Genomic DNA, 18,791 nt, shown 5'->3' with positions numbered 1-18,791 from the left:
GTCCTTTTTTTACAATCCTAAATATTTTTTTCTAATATCATCATTTCCGATTAAATTTTTGGCTTTATCTTGCATCGCAATTTTGCCATTTTCTAAAACATAGGCATAATCACTTATTTTTAAAGCAGAATAAGCATTTTGTTCAACTAAAAGTATAGTTATACCTTCATTTTTTAAACGAACTATAATATCAAAAACTTCACCAACAATTTTAGGCGCCAAACCCAAAGAAGGTTCATCAAGCATTAAAAGCTTTGGCTCACTCATCAAAGCTCTTGAAATAGCTAACATTTGAGCTTCTCCACCACTTAAACTTCCCGCCATACAATTTTTCTTACTTGCAAGTCGTGGAAATAATTTATACATTTGTTCTCTTAAGTGCTCATAGTTTTCACTATTATTATAAGCTCCGATCTTTAAATTTTCCTCCACGCTAAGATTAATAAAAACACGTCTTCCTTCTGGAACTAAAGCTATACCTTTTTGTACTAAAGTATGAGTTAAATGCCTTTTAGTATCATAGCCTAAAAAATTAACCTCTCCGGTGCGTTTAACTGAATTTAAAAGAGCGTTTAAAGTAGAAGTTTTACCTGCTCCATTAGAACCTATAAGTGAAACTATATTACCTGTATCAACCTTAAAATCTATACCCTTAACAGCTTCAATCAAGCCATAATATACATGCAAATCTTTAACTACTAGCATCAAAATCCCCTAAATAAGCAGCGATCACTTCTTTATGTTCAACCGCATCACTTAATTTTCCTTCAAAGATAGTCTTACCATAATCAAGTACTAAAACCTTATCACAAAGCTGATTAACAAATTTCATATCATGCTCTATCAATAAAATACTGATTTTATATTTTTCTCTTAATTTTAAAATGAGTTCAGCCAACTCATCGCTTTCGCTTGAATTCATACCAGCAGCTGGTTCATCTAGCAATAAAAGTTTTGGGTTTGTTGCCATTGCACGAGCGATTTCAACCTTTCTTTGTTGCCCATAACTTAAACTTGTAGCTTTTTCATTTGCCAAATCAGCTATTCCTAATTCCTCTAAAATGTTATAAGCCTTGAGGTTAAATTCTTTTTCAACCTTGCCAAAACGTCCCAAATGAAAAAATGCTTCTAAAATACTATATCTCATTTGCTTATTAAAACCTATCATTACATTTTCAAGAACATTCATACTTGAAAAAAGTCTTATATTTTGAAAAGTTCTTGCTATGCCTAAATGCACAATTTCATAAGGTTTAAGATGGCTTATTTTTTGATCTTGAAAAAATACTTCCCCGCTAGTTGGTTTATAATTTCCTGTGATAATATTAAATAAAGTTGTCTTTCCAGCTCCATTAGGGCCAATTAAACCAAAAATTTCTCCTTTTTGGATACAAAAAGAAGTCTCATTGATCGCTTGCACTTCTCCAAAAGATTTAGTGATATTTTTTAATTCTAGTATCATTTAAATCCTTTCTTTTTGGAGTTTTTGCTTAAAAAGAAATTCAGCTCTTTATCTCCAAAAATTCCTCTTCTTGCAAAAAGCATAACTAAAATTAATACCAAAGAGAAAGCAACCATACGAAGACCCGGCATAGACTCGATATTGATATTTAAAATATCAATTTTAATCTGCAATTCATCTAAAAATCTCAACCATTCCATACCACCTATAACCAATATAGATCCAACTATGGCTCCAGTTGTCGAACCAAGCCCACCTAAAACAATGATAATTAAAAGCACAAAAGTAAATTCAAAACCAAATTGTTCAGGAGAAACTGATCCAAGAAGGCATACCAAAAGCCCCCCGCCTACTCCTTCTAAAAAAGCAGAAGTTGAAAATGCAAGAGTTTTAATCCAAAAAGTATTGATACCCATAGCACTCGCGGCATCTTCATCATCACGTATAGCTTTCATAGCTCTACCAAATTTAGAATACACTAAATTCAAAATCAAAATAACCGCAATAATTGCAATACCACCCGTCCAATATAAATTAGAAAATAAAGGAACACCATTTAATCCCATCGAACCATTTGTCAAACTTGGAAAATTGATAGCTAATTTTTGTATGATAATACCAAAACCTAAAGTTACAATTGCTAGGTAATCACCCCTAACACGAAAAACCGCAAAAGAAAGGATTAAAGATAAAACACAAGCACTAAATCCAGCAATTATGAGAGCTAAAATAAATGAATTTGTGTGAAAAGCTAAGATAATAGGGCTAGGATCTTCTAAGCTAAATAAATCATTTTTTTGATCAACGCTTAAAAGTACTAAAGCGGCCGCATAGGCACCAATAGCAATAAAACCATTAGGCTCTAATGAAAATTGCCCAGTCACGCCATTGATAAGATTATAACTCACAGCTAAAGTGATATAAATAGCAATTTGATTTAAAATCCCCATTCCATAGCTATCAAAAAAATGCGGTGCTATCACAATAAAAGCAATAGCTAAAATAATATAAATTAAAGCAGAAATTTTCATCTTTATCATCTAAAACCTACTTTTTTCAAAATTAATACCCAAGATTCCCGTTGGTCTAAAAAGCAAAATAAATACTAAAAAGATAAAAGCAAAAGCGTCTTTAAAGCCTGAAAGATCTGGAAAGAAAGCAACAACCATCACTTCAGTAAGTCCTATAATTAACCCACCTAAAACAGCTCCAACCACAGAACCAATTCCACCTAAAACAGCCGCTGCAAACGCCTTAAGCCCTACTAAAGTTCCCATAGTAGGATAAACTGAATAATAATTACTCGACCAAAAAATTCCAGCTAAAGCTGCCAAAGCAGAACCTAAAGCAAAAACAATAGCTATAATGCGGTTTGCATTAATTCCCATTAAATTTACCGTTTGTATATCAAAAGCTAAAGCACGAATAGCAATACCATATTTGCTTTTATAAAGCAAGATAAGAACAATAAACATTACAAGTAAAGTCACCAAAGGAACCAATAAAGAACCTAAAGTCATACTGACTTTACCCAAGGTAACCATTTTTTCAAAAATTGGAGGAACTGGAAATTGCTGCTCTGTTGAAGTGAAAATCATATTAAATAAATTTTGCAAAAAGAAGCTAATCCCAATAGCTGTAATTAAAAGTGAAATTCTAGGAGCTTTTCTTAAAGGCTTGTAAGCAATTTTATCAATAATCACTCCCACAAGAGAAGAAAAAATCATAGAAGCTATTAAAGCGACTATAAAAATTGCTAAGACATAATGATTATCTAATAAAGTAGTATTGATAAATGGAGAAAGACAATTAATAAGCAAAAGCGCTATATAAGCTCCAACCATCATTATATCACCATGGGCAAAATTAATAAGCCTTAAAACACCATAAACCATAGTATAACCTACGGCAATAAGAGCATACATACTCCCTAAACTTAAACCATTAACAATTTGCTGAAAAAATAAAATCGAGTCCATTTTAGTCCTAAGGATTTATTATATCTTTATATATTGGTTTTTGATTTTTAATTTCTTTTACAATAATAGAACGAATAGCATTACCATTTTTATCTATACTGATAACCCCAGAAACACCTTCGTAATTTTTAGTTTGATGAATTTTATCATTGATACATTCGCTTGTTAGGTTATTTTTACAAGCATTCATAGCATTAAGCATTACAAAGTATGCATCAGCACCCATTGCTGAAAAAGCAGGAACTTCTTTATCTTTTTTCTCTTTTTCATAAGCTAAGATAAAATCCTTACCTAGTTTTGTTATAGGATTGTAAGAATCAAAACTATCGGTAAAAATATAATTATCAGATGCTTCCTTAGCTAATTTTATAAAAGTAGCATCCGCAACGCCATCAGCAGAACCCATAGGAGCATTTAAGCCTATGATTTTTGATTGTCTTGCAAACAAAGCTGCCTCGCTATAATAAAGCGGCAAATAAATAAAATCTGGATTTAAAATTTTAATTTGAGTGATTATAGCTCTAAAATCTTTATCTCCTGAATTTACCCTTAATACCTTTAAGATTTTTCCACCTCTTGCTTTAAATTCCTTTTCAAAAGCTTTTGCTAAGCCTAAAGAATAATCCGTACTTTGATCCACTACTACAACTGCTTTTTTAAAGCCAAATTTTTCATTAACATATTTTGCCAAGGAAGATCCTTGAAAACTATCCATAAAGCATACCCTGCTAGAATATTTTTTGTTTTCTAAAAGTTTATCTCCAGTTGCTGCAGGTGCAATGAGTGGAATTTTATTATCTTCAGCTACTCTCATAACTTGTAAGGTATTTGCAGTGATCATTTCACCAATAATACCCAATACTTTATCTTGAGTAACTAGACGAGTTGCCGCACTTGAAGATTCTATTTTATCGCCTTTAGTATCTAAAACTATTAAATTGATCTTATCGCCATTTTGTAAAGATCCTTGCATTTTATTTGCAATCTCAATACCATCTAAGGCACTTTGCCCATAAGCTGCCGTAGCTCCGCTTAGAGGCAAAACAACTCCTAGATTAATATCCTTAGCTTCTAAATTTAAAATTAAAAATGCAATTAAAATTATTTTTTTACTCATGGGTGCTCCTAAGGTTTTATCAAGGCTTTATAAACCTGCTTACCATTTTGAATTTCTTTTATAACAACAGGACGAACAGCATTTCCATTGGCGTCAATGCTTATAAAACCCCCAACGCCTTCATAATTTTTAGTTTGATGAATTTTATCATTGATACACTCACTTGTTAGATTATCTTTACAAGCATTCATAGCATTAAGCATGACATAATAAGCATCGGCACCCATTGCCGAAAAAGCAGGAAGATCTTTATCTCCTTTTTCTTTTTCATATTCAGCAATAAATTTTTTACCGCGATTTGTTGAAGGATTGCTAGAATCAAAACTATCAGTAAAAATCACACCATTAACAGCACTTGAACCTAATTCTATAAAGGTTTTATTATTTACTCCATCTCCTGCGGTTAATAATTTATCAAAACCTAACTGCTTAGCTTGTCTAGCTATCAAAGCTGCTTCTGGATGATAAATTGGCATATAAACAAAATCGGGATTTAAACTCTTTAGTTGCGATACTATCGCTCTAAAATCTTTATCTCCGGAGCTAATTATCAATTTTTTTAAAACTTTTCCACCATTAGCTTTTAAAGATTTTTCAAAAGCTTTTGCTAAACCTAAAGAATAAACATTGCTTTGATCAATAATAATAACAGCATTTTTTAAATTTAAATCTTTAGTGATATAAGTAGCAAATTTATCACCTTGAAAACCATCGCTAAAACAAACGCGAGAAGCATATTTTTTACCGTCTAAAAGCTTATCTCCTGAAGCTACTGGAGCTATAAGAGGGATTTTTTTATCTTCAATAATAGAAATTGCTTGAATTGTGTTTGGCGTAGTGGTTTCTCCAATGATACCTAAAACTTTATCTTGTGTGATTAAACGATTGATGCCGCTTGTTGTTTCTAGTTTATCACCCTTAGTATCAATTATAATTAATTTGACTATATCGCCATTATCAAGCTTTGGATTTAATTTATTAGCAAGCTCAACCCCACTAAAAACATCTTGTCCATAAGCAGCTACCGATCCTGTTAGTGGCAAGACAACACCTATATTAATTGTTTTTGCATATAAACTGCAATTCATAAAAATAAAAATATTTAACAAAAAAACTATTTTTTTCATTGTTAATCCTTTTTAAATTATTTTAAAAAAATATTATGTTCTGTTTTTTTAGGAGGCTCCTCCTCTATCAAATCTTTAACTTGTAAATCAAGAGCAAAATTATCTCCTTTAACATAAGCGATAATATTATCCATATCATCATGGCTTAAATTTTTAGCATATAAGGCCATTTGAGAAGTCATAGTAGAAGTATTATCCAAAGTATAGCCCATTAAAGCTGTTTTAATATCTTCTGCGGACATATCCTTTAATGCTTTAAAGCGAGAAGTACTTTTTTCTCCATTATCCCCATGACAAACGTTGCATTTATTTTTAAAATAAATCTTTTTAGCTTCGGCTAAATTGTATTGTTTATTAGCATCAAAAGTATATCCAAAAATAGATTTTAGACTAACGCCAAAAAGAGCTACGATAAAAATAGAACTTATAAAAAACAAACGAAAAATCATCATATTTCCTTAATTTATTTTACTTATATTGATATCATTTCTGTTAAAATTATAGCCATGGATATTTTTACTCTTTGAATTTCCACACGTATAACGTATAGTTCCAGATACCTCAATATCTTTAAAAATTTCATCCAAAGGTGTCGCATTGCAAACATTTAAACAAAGCATCATTGAAATAAAAAATAATATTATTTTCATATACACTTTCTATTAAAAATTAAAGAGTTGATTATATCAAAAAAAGATAATCAATCTTAATGATTTCCTTTATGTAAAAAATAAAGACCCAAGCAAAGTGCCAAGATAGAACCTGCTAAAAAAGTCATATCCACAGGTGTTGAAAATTTCATTTGCAAAACTCTTTGAAAAAAATTTACAATCAAAACCATAATAATAACTTTTGCTAGCTTATCTTTAAGCTGATCTAAACTATGCACTTCTAAAACTTTACTTTGTTTCATTTGTTTAAATTCTTCAATTTCACTGATAAAAAGCTCATAAACACCAAAAGAAAAAATAAACAAAACCAAAGCCATCAAATAAAGATCCACAGCTCCTATTATCAAAGCAACAACATCTTCATGTAAATCAATACTTGCATTTAAACCAAAAAAATAATTATAAGTGTATAAAATCACTTTAAAAACATCATAACTTGCAATCACAAAAAGCACAAAAGCACCTATAAGCCCAAATATCACAGGCAAAATTGTAACTATGCGACTTTTAACCAATAGAGATTCAAAAATTTTTTCTAACATTATTTTTCCTGATTATTTTTCAATTCCAACCATTTTTGAGCAATTCTAACGGCATTAGTCGCCGCTCCTACACGAATTTGATCCGCAACGCACCACAAATGAAGTATTTTTTTATCGTATTGATCTGAGCGAATTCTTCCTACATAGGTTTCATTAGTATCACTTGTGGTTAAAGGCATAGGATATTTTTTATTTTTTGGATCATCTAAAACAACAACACTTGAAGCCTTTTTTAAAATTTGACGCGCTTTGGCAACATCAACCTCTTGATTAAAATGCATAGTAATAGACTCGCTATGACTTCTTAAGACCGGAACTCTAACGCAAGTCGCTGAAATTTGAAGCTTTTTATGTAAAATCTTTTGCGTTTCATTGATCATCTTTAACTCTTCTTTAGTATATCCACTATCTGTAAATTCATCAATGTGCGGAATTAAATTTAAAGCTAAAGTGTGTGGAAAGGTTTGAGCTTTAAATTCGTCTAATTTAAAAGCAAAAAAACTTTGCATTCCTTCAACTAATTCTTGCATACCTTCTTTACCTGCACCACTAGAAGCTTGATAAGTGCTTACATCTACTCGCTTAAGATCAAAAGCATCATCAAGTGGTTTTAAAACATGTACCATTTGTATTGTTGAGCAATTTGGATTTGCAATAATTCCTGTTTTTTTCCAATCCTTAATATCTTCAAAATTACATTCTGGAACAACCAAAGGAACATCTTTATCCATTCTAAAATGACTTGTATTATCAATAACTACAGCACCGCACTCAACAGCAAATTTAGCGTATTGTTTGCTTATGTTTCCACCTGCGCTAAAAAAAGCGATATCGACTGGATTTTCCTTAAAAGTATCTTCTTTTAATTCTTTTACTTTATAAACTTTTCCTTTAAATTCTATCTCATCCCCTGCACTTTTAGCGCTTGCTAAAGGCAAGATGCTTTCAACTGGAAATTCAAGCTCTTCTAAAACGTTTAAAAGCTCCTCTCCGACAGCACCAGTTGCGCCAACTATGGCTATTTTTTGCTTTTTTGCCATTTTATTCCTTTATTTGATATTGCTTGATTTTTTTCTCTAAAATTTCAAGGCTCATTCCAAGCTCATTTGCCGCTTTTTGTTTATCAAAGCCAAGCTCTTTTAAAATTTGCTCCAATAATTCTTTTTCCAAATTTTTCACATCTTTTTTAAAAGTCCTAGCTTCCAAAAATAAATCTTGAGGTAAAATTTCATTTCCTTCGCTTAAAATACAAGCACGTTGCACTATGGAAATAAGTTCTCTGATATTACCTGGATAATTGTATTCTAGTAAAGTTTTTTCAGCTTCTTTGCTTAAACATTTGTTTTCAAAATTATACTCTTGACAAGTTTGCTCAAGAACTTTATTAGCAATTTCTAAGATTTCTTCCTTACGCTCTCTTAAAGGCGGAATATTTATAGGAATAGTGTTTAAACGATAATAAAGATCTGATCTAAATTCTCCATTTTTTATTTTTTCATCTAAATTAGCGTTAGTCGCACTTATAATTCTTACATCGATTTTAATATTTTTAGTGCTTCCAAGTCTTACAATCTCTTTCTCTTGTAAAGCCCTTAAAAGTTTTGCTTGTATCTCATAAGGCATTTCACCAATTTCATCTAAAAATAAAGTTCCTCCATTAGCCATTTCAAAAAGACCTATTTTAGTAGCATTAGCATCTGTAAAGGCTCCTTTTTCAAATCCAAATAATTCGCTTTCTATTAGATTTGCAGGAATTGCAGCCATATTAATAGCTATAAAGGGCTTATCAAAACGTTGTGAATTTTCATGAATAAAACGAGAAAAAACCTCTTTACCCACTCCACTTTCACCAAAAAACATAACCGAAGCATCTGTTTTTGCTGCCTTTTTACTTAAATTTAAAGCTTGTTCTAGTTTTTCGGATGTAGAGAAAAAACCTGTATTTTTATGGGTATTTTCTCCTTTAGGTTTTTTATCAGAAGTTTTTTGACGTATAATCTTTGCACGTTTAATAGCTTCAACTAAAGTTTCTATATCAAAAGGTTTGGTTAAAAAATCTTTAACTCCAAGTCGCATAGCTTCAATAGCACGATTTAAGGTTGCGTTTCCTGTCATAATAATAAAGTCATATTTGTTTTCACAAGCTTTAACAAATTCAAGACCATCCATTCCAGGCATATTTATATCTGTAATAATCAAATCTGTGCTAGAATCGATTTTTTTAAGTGCTTCTGTGGCTGATTTATAGGATTTGATTTTAAATTCCTCGTATTCACCCAAAGCTATTTCGAGAGATTTTCTCATATTGATATCATCTTCTACGATCACTAAATTCATTACCAACCTTTAGAATTTTTACAATAATAACAAAATAAGGCTTAAAGTCACTTTTTTTTAAGATAATATATTATGGCACTTTTTAAACCAAAATCCACACTAAAACGCAAAGGTAAAATTCTAATATAAATTTCATTTTGAGCCTTCATAAGATCTGTTTTTGTAATATCTTTTATAGAAACTTTTGCGCCAGTAAAACAATCGATTAATTCTTCTTTGTGAGAATTTAAAAAATTAAGCTTGATATTTTTTGCCATATGATCATCAATCATGCCCAATTCAGTTTTAGGAAATTTTTTTAAATCATCATCATTGTAGGGTATTTCACAGGCAAATTCGCTGATAGCATTTTCACTTTGAGTCATGGCCAAAGAGATATTTTGACTCTGATGAAAAAGAATTAAATTTTTACTTGAAAGTTCTGCCCAAAATATAAATTCATCTTGAGCAAAAACTTTCAAGCTTAAAAAAATCAATAAGCAAACAATTCTTTCCACTTGTCCGCATCAATCTTAAGTTCTACATTTACTCTATAAAGACCTTGATTGAAATTTTCATCAATAATACTTGCATTTTTGATCAACCCATTTACTTGAGCAGTAATAGTTGAGCTTCTAAGCATAGCATCTTTAACAGTATCTTTACCATTTACTTTCACACCATAAAGTTTGCTTGCAAGTTGTCTGTAAGCATCTGTAATAGCTGCTCTTTTTGCGAGTGCAAGTGCTTGAGCTGTAGAAACAGTATTCATCGGAGCGATACCTTCTCCAACAGCAGTAAAACTAAGTTCGCTATCTGTTGTATCAGGAGCTAACATTTTTTCTTGCTTGATGATATCGCGTACATCATCTTTATCAACTTTTTGTACGATAATTTCTGGAGCTTGAGAATTTGCAGGAGTGCTACTTGCATTCTTGCCCGCTACTCCATTAGCGCTTGGCACACAGCCAACAAAAATTCCTGCTACAACTAGCATCATAAAAATTTTTTTCATATTTACACCTTCAAAATTTTTTGTCATTAATACTTTAAAAGCAAAAAGCGTTCCAACTTTTTACAAAACTATTCTAAATTTAAATCTGGATTTTCATCGCTAATTTCCTCATCAACTTCTTCTTTAGGACATTTAGCAATGCTAACAACTTCATCATTTTCTACATTTACAACGATAACTCCACTTGTATTGCGTCCGGCCTTGCGAATACTATGCATATCAACTCGGATCATTTTTCCACTACTTGTAAGAGCCATCAAGTCCATATCTTCATCTACAATCACCACGCTAATAAGTTCTTTGGTCTTATCAGTGAGTTTCATACAAATAACACCTTTGCCTCCTCTACTTTGAAGTCTATACTCTCCAGCATTTGTGCGTTTTCCTATACCTTTAGCACTAACACTTAGAATTTCTTGCTCATCATTTTCTATGACAACAGCACCCACTAATTCATCATTTTTTTCTTTGAATTTAATAGCCGTTACTCCACGACTTACGCGGCCAATTTCACGCACTTTTGCAAGAGGAAATTTGATACACATACCTTTTTTTGTAACCGCAAAAAGCATTTTTCCTTTTATTTCCTCTTCTGGTAACTCTTCATTTTCTACTTCATTCTCTACTTCAATATTATCCACCATTGAAGCTAAGGAAATTTCTCCTTCATCTCTTTGGACAATGATTGCTGTAACTAGTTCATCATTTTCATCTAGATTAATCGCTTTTACACCGACACTACGTATATTTTGATATTCGCTTAAATTAGTACGCTTAACAATACCATTTTTTGTAAAGAAGCATAAAGATTTGCTTTGATCAAAATCAGTTGTTGGAATAATTGCCATAATTTTTTCTTCAGCTTGCAAATTGATCAAATTAACAACAGCTTTTCCTTTAGCAGTTCTTGATCCTTCTGGAATTTTATAAACTTTCAACCAATAAAGCTGACCTCGATCGGTTACAAACATCAAGGTATCGTGAGTATTTGCTGTAAAGAAGCTTTCTATAAAATCATCATCATAAGTCGTAACAGCAAGCTTACCTTTGCCACCACGCTTTTGTTTTTCATATTGTTTACTTGGAACACGCTTGATATAACCGCGATGAGTGATAGTCACCACCATATTTTCATTTGGAATCAAATCTTCCACATCTATATCATCATAATCATCTTCTATTTGAGTGATACGCGGTACATCAAATTTAGCTTTAATTTCTTTTAATTCATCACGGATTAAATCTTCAAGTAATTTTTCACTTTTTAAAATCTCATCCAATCTTGCGATTTCTTTCATAAGCTCTGCAAGTTCATTTTCGATTTTTTCTCTTTCAAGTCCTGTTAGGCGACCTAGTTTCATATCTAAAATAGCATTAGCTTGAATTTCACTAAGGCCAAATTTTGCCATTAAAGAATCTCTTGCACTAGCATTATCAGGGCTATTTTTAATCAAAGCTATCACATCATCAATATTATCAAGTGCAATAGTAAGACCTTCTAAAATATGTGCTCTTGCTCTTGCTTTTTGAAGTTCAAAAATAGTTCTTCTAATAATGACTGTTTTTCTATGAGTTAAAAAGAGATTTAAAAGCTCACTTAAAGAAAATATCTTTGGTTCTTTATTATGAATGGCAAGCATAATCACACCAAAGGTGCTTTCCATTGTTGTAGATTTGAAAAGATTGTTCAAAACAATTTCACTCATTGCTTCGCGTTTAAGCTCTATAACAACACGAATTCCTTCTCTATCACTTTCATCTCTGACTTCAGAAATTCCTTCGATCTGTTTTTCTTTTACAAGATCAGCGATCTGCTCTATGAGTCTTGCTTTATTAGTTTGATAAGGAAGTTCATCTATAACAATAATATCTTTATTTGACTTTTTCTCTATATGAGTTTTTGCTCTAATCTTTACGCGACCGCGTCCAGTGCGATAAGCTTCAATAATACCTTTTTTACCATATATAATACCGCCGGTTGGAAAATCAGGGCCTTTGATAAATTGCATCAATTCTTCTAAAGTGGCATTTTTATTATCAAGTAAATATAAAAGACCATCGACCAATTCATTTAAACTATGTGGAGGAATATTGGTTGCCATACCCACCGCAATACCGCTAGATCCATTAAGTAATAAATTTGGCACCCTAGCAGGTAAAACATCAGGCTCATTCATGGAATCATCATAATTTGGAATAAAATCCACCGTATCTTTGTCAATATCACGTAAAAGTTCTTCAGCTAAAATCGTCATTCTAGCTTCAGTATAACGCATTGCAGCAGCACCGTCTCCATCTATAGATCCAAAGTTTCCTTGCCCATCTATAGTTGGATAACGCATAGAAAAATCTTGCGCCATTCTTACTAAGGCATCATAAACAGCGATATCGCCATGTGGATGGTATTTACCGATCACATCCCCGACAATACGCGCGGATTTCTTATAAGCACTGCGACTCCCAACACCAAGATCATTCATAGCATAAAGAATTCTTCTATGCACAGGCTTTAAACCATCCCTTGCGTCCGGAAGAGCACGCCCGATAATAACACTCATAGAATAATCTAAATAACTACTTTTAATGGAATTTTCTATATCGACAATCTCAATATCAGAATCTTTGTTAAAAATATTTTCCATAAAAATCCTTCCACAATATTGAAATTTTTATTTTACCATATTAAACTTTTGCATCAGCTAAAACAAGGGCAAAAAGAACAGAAATTTTGTTTTTTTCTAAAAATTTTTTAGCTTCCAATAAACTAGAACCCGAAGTTACAATATCATCAACTAAAATCACAGGATGAGAAATTCTTTTTAAAAGTTTAAAATTTCTTTTATTTTTTTGCCTATATGTCAAACTCTTTCCGGAATATTTTAAAGAATTTTGAGAATGTAAAGCTCCAAATACAGGCTTAATGAACTTAGTTTTTAAGTATTTAGCTAAAATGGCTGAATGAGAATAGAGTAAATTTTCCACCCTATCATCTAAGGCTATAACATTGATTTTTTCATCAGGAGAAAAGAAATTTTTAAATTTAGCAAAACTAAGCTTTGCTAAAAAATGAAAAACAAAATAACCATAAAAATGATGTTTGGAGTGTAATAAATGTTTTATCTCGTGATATTTATAAAAAGAATACACTTTAAAATTATCCTCAAGAACTCTTATCCCTAAAGAAAATTCAGATAATTCTTGAGAACAAACATCGCAAAAACAAAGCAGAGTAAAACCTCCGCAATTTAAACATTTCAAAGCTCTGAAATAATACTTGCTGCTTTATTAGCCATTTGTTTTATAAGTAAATGTGTATAAAATGGAACGTCTTTTAAATTTTCAAAACCTTGTACATCTTGTTTTGTGCGTAAAGTAAATTTTCTATTTTTATTAACATCACTTAAATTTAAAACTCCAACAAGTTTTGAATGCAATCCTGTTCCATCTTGTCTTGCGCTGTATTTTGAAAAAGCAAGATCAATTTTAGTCACATAAGGAGAATCCGCGCTATTATCGTCAAGCACTACAATGCCTCTAGCTTGAAGTTCTTGTTTTAAATAAACATAAAAAATAGCATTAAAATCTAAATCTACATACAATTTTTGATTTTTCGCAAAAAATACCTTTTGCTCCTCTTTTAAATCATAAAAACGATGCAAATATACTTTTTTCAAAGCCACCGCAGTATCTAGAGTGCGTTTGTTAGCACAACATTGAATTCCAACATCGCTGATATATAAAAGACCTTTTATTTTAGCTTCATAACCACTCGGGCTTTTGCAAGGACTGCACGCTGAATCTTTAGAAATTTGATTAACTTGATCAAAAGTATTCTTGCTAGCACAAGAATTCAAAAACAAAGCAGCAAGCACAAAAAGTAAACACTTTTTAATCATTTTTTCTCCTTAAATTTATTATAAAAAATTATTTTTCAAGCATTGTATTAAAATTATCAACAAATTTCAAGTGCAATTTAAAAATAAAATTCTAATTTTTATTGAAAAATTAACAAAAAATTTTAAAAATTGCATTCTTGTACTAAAAACAAAACTATAATTTTAAGCTTATCTTAATTGGGGGGGGGGATATAATCCAATTTTTATATCATAATTTTAAGGTAGGTGTATGAAATTTATAAAATTATTTTTACTTTCGTTTTTAGGTTTTTTGATAGCAATCAATCCTATGAATTTCGGCTATATTATCAATGGATTGTTTATTTTAATCATTATATTAACAATTTGGAATTTTTCAATCGATAATTTAGTCAAAGATATAAAAAGAAATTGGAAAGAACAAACTGAAATAAAAAAACTACTTTTAAAAAGATATAAAATTTTCAATTCCATTGTAAGCTTATCCCCATTTGTATATTCAAGCATGATAAAAATAAAAGACTATGAATATTTTATAAGCTTTGCATTTTCCATATTATTTCTATATACACTTAAAAGCTTAAAAACGATATCAGATTTAATTTTACTGACTAAAAATGAATTAATAAGCATTGGTAATGACACTCTAGCTTTTAAAAACATAAATGATATTTTAAAAGATATTTTGCCAAAAACCAAAGAAGAAGATCAAGATATAATATCGCTAACAATCAATGACGTATTTAAATCTCTAAAAGATGGATTAAAACTCGAAAAAATCAAACTAGGAGAAAATGAATTTATCTTTAAAACAGAATATTTGCAAGATTTATTGCAAATTATAGACGAAATCATCAAATCCGATGAAAGAATTTCTAAAAAAGAAATATTTAAAAAACTTAGTGAAATTATTATGCTAGAAAAAAATGAAATTGAAGATTTGATTTTACATCAAGGCAAAATAGAAAAATATCTTTTTGGGACTGATGAGTATTTTATTCACAATATCAACAAAGATAAATTTAAATTTTGTATATCTTGTGGATCAGCTAAGTACAATGATAATAACGATGAAGAATACTTTTGTTCTTCGTTATGTAAAGAAACGGAAAAACTATGTGAAAAACTTAGCGAAGAAATCAATCCTATTATGAAAGATGATGAAAGACTAGAAGAATACGAAAAAAGAAAAAATTCCACTCTTTTAAATGCTAATATTACTATCACCACACTACTTGCAGAAATTGGCGTGTCAAAAAGCTGGGCTAAAAACTTTGCGGTTTTTCAAAATAAGCAGACAGGACACGGTTTGGCAGCTGAAATCATGAATCATGAAAACGAATCTTTTTTTAAAAAAGCCAAACTTGTTGGAGGAAATAATGCTAAAAATGGTCCAGATAGATTAGTAGATGGGGTTTCAATACAAACCAAATATTATAAAACAGCACAAAGAACTATAAACTCGGCTTTTGATAAAAATGGAAATTATCGCTACTATGATAATAACAAACCTATGACTTTAGAAGTTCCAAAAGATCAATACGAAGCTGCTGTTAAAGGAATGCAAAAGAAGATACAAGAAGGAAAAGTTCTAGGAATTAGTGATCCAAATGAGGCAAAAAATATCATTAAAAAAGGGAGTGTTACTTATCAAGAAGCTGTTAATTACTCTAAATTTTGTTCCAAAGAAAGCTTAAAATTTGATGCTAAGAATGGTGCTGTAACAGCCTCTACTGTATTTGGAATAAGTTTTATTATTAACTCAGCAATTTTATATCACAATAATAAAAATTTAAAAGAGGCTCTAAAACAATCTTCTATCATTGCATTTAAAATGGGTGGACAAGCTTTTGCGGTTTATATGATTGGAGCTCAGGTGCAAAGAATAGGAGCTGTAAATAATTTTTTACAACAAATGATTGATTTTGAATTTAAAGGAGTGATAGGAAAAAAAATCGGACAAGCCTTAGTTGAAACCTCAGGCAAAAAAGCAGGGCAAGCTGCTATGCAAAACGCTGCCAATAGTGCCTTGAGAGGTCAATTTATAGCTGCGGCCTCTATGATGGCTGTTACTTCTAGTATTGAAGTAACACAAATGATGAGAGGTAAAATTTCTTCAACACAATGTTTCAAAAATATTGCTATTAATTCTTCTTCAATTGCTGGTGGAACAGCTGGAGCTATAGCTGGAGCTGCTTTAGGTTCTGTAGTTCCAGTTGCTGGAACAATGGTTGGGGGATTAGTAGGCGGTATGATTGGCTCAGCTATAACTGGCAAAATTGCAAAAAAATTCTTAGAGGATGTAGAAGATGACTTAATCAAAAAGAAAAGGATATTTTGCGATCATGCAATAACATTAGCAAAACTATTTAAGCTATCTGATACAGAATCTTCTTTATTTAAATCCATTATAGAAGAAATGGTAAGAAATGAAAAGAAATTTTTTGATGAAAATATTAAAATTTCTATGATACTAGCCTCTTCAAATAAAATTTTAAAACCTATTGTCATAGCTATTGTATCCAATAGACCAAAAATCCCTTCTTATGTTTTCAACGATCAAATAATTGCTGAAGTTATTGATGAGGAAATGGAAGAGATTATAAATTCAAAATAAAACTTAATCAATTTTTAAAACACTTAAAAAGGCTTCTTGAGGTAAATGAACTTTACCGATAGCCTTCATTCTTTTTTTACCCTCTTTTTGCTTTTCTAAAAGCTTTCTTTTTCTAGTAATATCTCCGCCATAACATTTTGCGGTTACGTTTTTTCCCATAGACTTAACCGTTTCTCTTGCAATGATTTTATTTCCTATACTTGCTTGAATAGCAACTTCAAAAAGCTGCCTAGGAACGATTTCTTTCATCGCACTTACAAGCTCTCTTCCTTTGCTAAGCGCTTTTTCATTTGGCACAATAATGCTTAAAGCATCGACATTTTCTCCCGCTACTTTAATATCAAGCTTAACCAAATCTCCAACACGAAATTCGATCGGCTCATAATCAAAACTCGCATATCCTTTAGTTAAAGATTTTAATTTATCATAAAAGTCCATCACAATTTCATTTAAAGGCACATCGTATTCCAATAAAACACGTTCAGGTGTGATATAATCCATCTTCACCTGCATCCCTCTTTTGCGATTTAAAAGAGTGATTAAATTTCCTAAAAACTCACTCGGAGTGATAATCGTAGCTTTAACATAAGGCTCTTTAATATGATCGATTTTATTAACTGGTGGGAGTTCGCTAGGGTTTTGAATTTTCAAAAGCTCTCCATTGGTTTGATAAATTTCATAAGTTACCGTTGGAGCTGTAGCAATGAGATCAAGATTAAATTCTCTTTCTAATCTTTCTTTAATAACCTCCATGTGTAAAAGACCTAAAAAACCAACCCTAAAGCCAAAACCTAAAGCCAAAGAAGTTTCTGGCTCGTAGGTAATAGAACTATCATTAAGTTTTAATTTATCTAAAGCATCCCTTAAATCCTCAAATTTGTCCGTTTCTATAGGGTAAAGTCCTGCAAATACAAAAGCCTTTGCTTTTTCAAAACCCCCTATAGCTTCTTTAGCTTTATTTTTAGTTAAAGTGATGGTATCTCCAACTTGCACATCGCCAACAGTTTTAAGTCCCAAAACGACAACTCCAACCTCGCCTGATTTTAAACTTTGCGTTTTGATTGGATTTAAAGGATGGGGATAAAAAAGATCTTGGACAATATGCTTTTTATTTGTACTCATTACTAAAACTTCATCGTTTTTAGAAATTTGTCCTTCATAAATTCTCACTAAAGCCAAAGCACCCAAATAATTATCAAACCAAGAATCATAAATTAAAGCTTTAGTAGGAGCTTCATTGTCTATTTTTGGTGCTGGAATTTTAGTGATAATTGTTTCTATAAGCTCTTTTATTCCTAAACCTGTTTTAGCACTCACGCAAATTGCATCTTTGTAATCTATACCTATAATATGCTCGATTTCATGTTTAACTTTCTCTACATCCGCATTTGGAAGATCGATTTTGTTGATAACTGGGATAATCTCAAGGTTATTTTCAAGAGCGATATAAACGTTGGCTATGGTTTGTGCTTCAACGCCTTGAGAAGCATCAACTACAAGCAAAGCTCCTTCGCAACTTGCCAAAGATCTGCTTACTTCATATGAAAAATCGACATGACCTGGAGTGTCGATCAAATTTAAAATATATTTTTGATTATTAAAGGTGTATTCTAAACGAACAGATTGGGCTTTTATTGTAATGCCTCGTTCTTTTTCTATATCCATAGTATCCATAACTTGAGCACTCATTTGCCTATCGCTAATAGCTCCACATTCTGAAATGATTCTATCTGCTAGGGTGCTTTTTCCATGATCAATATGCGCTATGATTGAAAAATTTCTAATATTTTCCATTGTCTTCCTAAAAAATATACTTTTTAAAATTTTAGCAAAAATATTTTTCAGAAATGATTAAATTTAATCTTAAATAGATGTGTATTTTTATTTTTTACCAAATTTTAAGTATAATCATCTTTAAAATATCAAAAGGTTATCAATGCTTGTCAATAAAACTTATGAAATTTCTTCTTGTGATGATGTGGAACTTAATATCAAAAGAACTTCAAAACTAGAATATCGTATGACTTATGATGATGAAAAAGAAATGAATGCTATAGTTTTTATGATTGG

At 31.1% G+C, this 18,791-nt stretch carries 19 protein-coding genes; 2 read left to right on the top strand and 17 right to left on the bottom strand.

Translation table 11 applies throughout. The annotated features are described in order from the left end of the window. Positions 1 to 9 precede the first annotated feature (9 nt). From H2279_RS07240 to mapA, 16 genes are all read right to left on the bottom strand, one after another. Positions 10 to 705 (bottom strand): ABC transporter ATP-binding protein, encoded by a 696-nt coding sequence (locus H2279_RS07240; RefSeq protein ID WP_137623355.1) that lies wholly within the window; start codon positions 703 to 705, stop codon positions 10 to 12. After that, entirely contained in the window at positions 692 to 1,462 is a 771-nt protein-coding gene (locus H2279_RS07235) for an ABC transporter ATP-binding protein (protein ID WP_137623356.1), read from the bottom strand. The genes H2279_RS07240 and H2279_RS07235 overlap by 14 nt, the downstream gene beginning before the upstream one ends. Beyond that, positions 1,459 to 2,502 (bottom strand): branched-chain amino acid ABC transporter permease, encoded by a 1,044-nt coding sequence (locus H2279_RS07230; protein WP_337196093.1) that lies wholly within the window; start codon positions 2,500 to 2,502, stop codon positions 1,459 to 1,461. Before H2279_RS07230 ends, H2279_RS07235 begins: the two co-directional genes overlap by 4 nt. After that, positions 2,503 to 3,441 carry a branched-chain amino acid ABC transporter permease gene (locus H2279_RS07225; RefSeq protein WP_137623358.1) on the bottom strand — a complete coding sequence of 313 codons (939 nt, stop codon included), beginning with the start codon at positions 3,439 to 3,441 and terminating at the stop codon, positions 2,503 to 2,505. A gap of 7 nt (positions 3,442 to 3,448) precedes the next feature. Then, entirely contained in the window at positions 3,449 to 4,558 is a 1,110-nt protein-coding gene (locus H2279_RS07220; RefSeq protein ID WP_337196092.1) for an ABC transporter substrate-binding protein, read from the bottom strand. Between the two features lie 8 nt (positions 4,559 to 4,566). Beyond that, on the bottom strand, positions 4,567 to 5,646 hold the full coding sequence (locus tag H2279_RS07215) for an ABC transporter substrate-binding protein (RefSeq protein WP_407920017.1): 1,080 nt from the start codon (positions 5,644 to 5,646) through the stop codon (positions 4,567 to 4,569). Between the two features lie 56 nt (positions 5,647 to 5,702). Next, positions 5,703 to 6,134 carry a c-type cytochrome gene (locus H2279_RS07210; protein WP_337196091.1) on the bottom strand — a complete coding sequence of 144 codons (432 nt, stop codon included), beginning with the start codon at positions 6,132 to 6,134 and terminating at the stop codon, positions 5,703 to 5,705. Between the two features lie 9 nt (positions 6,135 to 6,143). Beyond that, complete coding sequence (locus H2279_RS07205) at positions 6,144 to 6,335, bottom strand: pyruvate ferredoxin oxidoreductase (RefSeq protein WP_137623362.1); 192 nt, start codon at positions 6,333 to 6,335, stop codon at positions 6,144 to 6,146. 56 nt (positions 6,336 to 6,391) lie between these two features. Beyond that, the gene (locus H2279_RS07200; protein ID WP_137623363.1) at positions 6,392 to 6,898 is read right to left on the bottom strand and encodes a YqhA family protein; all 507 of its coding nucleotides are present in this window, start codon (positions 6,896 to 6,898) and stop codon (positions 6,392 to 6,394) included. Beyond that, a complete protein-coding gene (locus tag H2279_RS07195; RefSeq protein ID WP_337196090.1) occupies positions 6,898 to 7,938 on the bottom strand; it encodes an aspartate-semialdehyde dehydrogenase in 1,041 nt (346 codons plus the stop codon). The genes H2279_RS07200 and H2279_RS07195 overlap by 1 nt, the downstream gene beginning before the upstream one ends. A gap of 1 nt (position 7,939) precedes the next feature. Then, positions 7,940 to 9,235 carry a sigma-54-dependent transcriptional regulator gene (locus tag H2279_RS07190; protein WP_337196089.1) on the bottom strand — a complete coding sequence of 432 codons (1,296 nt, stop codon included), beginning with the start codon at positions 9,233 to 9,235 and terminating at the stop codon, positions 7,940 to 7,942. A gap of 47 nt (positions 9,236 to 9,282) precedes the next feature. After that, complete coding sequence (locus H2279_RS07185; RefSeq protein WP_337196088.1) at positions 9,283 to 9,732, bottom strand: hypothetical protein; 450 nt, start codon at positions 9,730 to 9,732, stop codon at positions 9,283 to 9,285. Beyond that, on the bottom strand, positions 9,708 to 10,229 hold the full coding sequence (flgP, locus tag H2279_RS07180) for a flagellar assembly lipoprotein FlgP (protein WP_337196087.1): 522 nt from the start codon (positions 10,227 to 10,229) through the stop codon (positions 9,708 to 9,710). The genes H2279_RS07185 and flgP overlap by 25 nt, the downstream gene beginning before the upstream one ends. A 68-nt stretch (positions 10,230 to 10,297) precedes the next feature. Further along, complete coding sequence (gene gyrA / locus H2279_RS07175; protein WP_337196086.1) at positions 10,298 to 12,871, bottom strand: DNA gyrase subunit A; 2,574 nt, start codon at positions 12,869 to 12,871, stop codon at positions 10,298 to 10,300. 40 nt (positions 12,872 to 12,911) lie between these two features. Further along, positions 12,912 to 13,487, bottom strand: a complete 576-nt coding sequence (locus H2279_RS07170; RefSeq protein ID WP_337196085.1) for a ComF family protein — start codon at positions 13,485 to 13,487, stop codon at positions 12,912 to 12,914. Next, positions 13,484 to 14,125 carry an outer membrane lipoprotein MapA gene (gene mapA / locus H2279_RS07165; protein ID WP_337196084.1) on the bottom strand — a complete coding sequence of 214 codons (642 nt, stop codon included), beginning with the start codon at positions 14,123 to 14,125 and terminating at the stop codon, positions 13,484 to 13,486. Before mapA ends, H2279_RS07170 begins: the two co-directional genes overlap by 4 nt. A gap of 229 nt (positions 14,126 to 14,354) precedes the next feature. On the opposite strand from mapA, the gene H2279_RS07160 reads away from it, so the two are divergent. Continuing rightward, positions 14,355 to 16,721, top strand: coding sequence for a hypothetical protein (locus H2279_RS07160; protein WP_337196083.1), 2,367 nt, complete (start codon positions 14,355 to 14,357; stop codon positions 16,719 to 16,721). Between the two features lie 3 nt (positions 16,722 to 16,724). Here H2279_RS07160 and lepA read toward each other — a convergent pair whose 3' ends face one another. Continuing rightward, complete coding sequence (gene lepA, locus H2279_RS07155) at positions 16,725 to 18,515, bottom strand: translation elongation factor 4 (protein WP_337196082.1); 1,791 nt, start codon at positions 18,513 to 18,515, stop codon at positions 16,725 to 16,727. 142 nt (positions 18,516 to 18,657) lie between these two features. On the opposite strand from lepA, the gene H2279_RS07150 reads away from it, so the two are divergent. Further along, on the top strand, positions 18,658 to 18,791 hold a 134-nt coding region (locus tag H2279_RS07150), incomplete at its 3' end, for a DUF2920 family protein (protein ID WP_337196099.1).

Origin of the sequence: Campylobacter sp. B0100352/1, from assembly GCF_020135855.1 — a bacterium.
Lineage (GTDB): Bacteria > Campylobacterota > Campylobacteria > Campylobacterales > Campylobacteraceae > Campylobacter_D > Campylobacter_D taeniopygiae.
Note: the sequence above shows the minus strand (reverse complement) of the source record. Positions and strands in the feature narration are given on the sequence as shown.

Excerpts from the sequence above, each read along its gene's own strand:
- H2279_RS07215 (WP_407920017.1), bottom strand. The coding sequence starts at position 5,646 with ATGAATTGCAGTTTATATGCAAAAACAATTAATATAGGTGTTGTCTTG.
- H2279_RS07205 (WP_137623362.1), bottom strand. The coding sequence starts at position 6,335 with ATGAAAATAATATTATTTTTTATTTCAATGATGCTTTGTTTAAATGTT.
- flgP (WP_337196087.1), bottom strand. The coding sequence starts at position 10,229 with ATGAAAAAAATTTTTATGATGCTAGTTGTAGCAGGAATTTTTGTTGGC.
- H2279_RS07240 (WP_137623355.1), bottom strand. The coding sequence starts at position 705 with ATGCTAGTAGTTAAAGATTTGCATGTATATTATGGCTTGATTGAAGCT.
- H2279_RS07230 (WP_337196093.1), bottom strand. The coding sequence starts at position 2,502 with ATGATAAAGATGAAAATTTCTGCTTTAATTTATATTATTTTAGCTATT.
- lepA (WP_337196082.1), bottom strand. The coding sequence starts at position 18,515 with ATGGAAAATATTAGAAATTTTTCAATCATAGCGCATATTGATCATGGA.
- H2279_RS07160 (WP_337196083.1), top strand. The coding sequence starts at position 14,355 with ATGAAATTTATAAAATTATTTTTACTTTCGTTTTTAGGTTTTTTGATA.
- gyrA (WP_337196086.1), bottom strand. The coding sequence starts at position 12,871 with ATGGAAAATATTTTTAACAAAGATTCTGATATTGAGATTGTCGATATA.
- H2279_RS07190 (WP_337196089.1), bottom strand. The coding sequence starts at position 9,235 with ATGAATTTAGTGATCGTAGAAGATGATATCAATATGAGAAAATCTCTC.
- H2279_RS07220 (WP_337196092.1), bottom strand. The coding sequence starts at position 4,558 with ATGAGTAAAAAAATAATTTTAATTGCATTTTTAATTTTAAATTTAGAA.
- H2279_RS07235 (WP_137623356.1), bottom strand. The coding sequence starts at position 1,462 with ATGATACTAGAATTAAAAAATATCACTAAATCTTTTGGAGAAGTGCAA.
- H2279_RS07200 (WP_137623363.1), bottom strand. The coding sequence starts at position 6,898 with ATGTTAGAAAAAATTTTTGAATCTCTATTGGTTAAAAGTCGCATAGTT.
- H2279_RS07195 (WP_337196090.1), bottom strand. The coding sequence starts at position 7,938 with ATGGCAAAAAAGCAAAAAATAGCCATAGTTGGCGCAACTGGTGCTGTC.
- H2279_RS07225 (WP_137623358.1), bottom strand. The coding sequence starts at position 3,441 with ATGGACTCGATTTTATTTTTTCAGCAAATTGTTAATGGTTTAAGTTTA.
- mapA (WP_337196084.1), bottom strand. The coding sequence starts at position 14,125 with ATGATTAAAAAGTGTTTACTTTTTGTGCTTGCTGCTTTGTTTTTGAAT.
- H2279_RS07210 (WP_337196091.1), bottom strand. The coding sequence starts at position 6,134 with ATGATTTTTCGTTTGTTTTTTATAAGTTCTATTTTTATCGTAGCTCTT.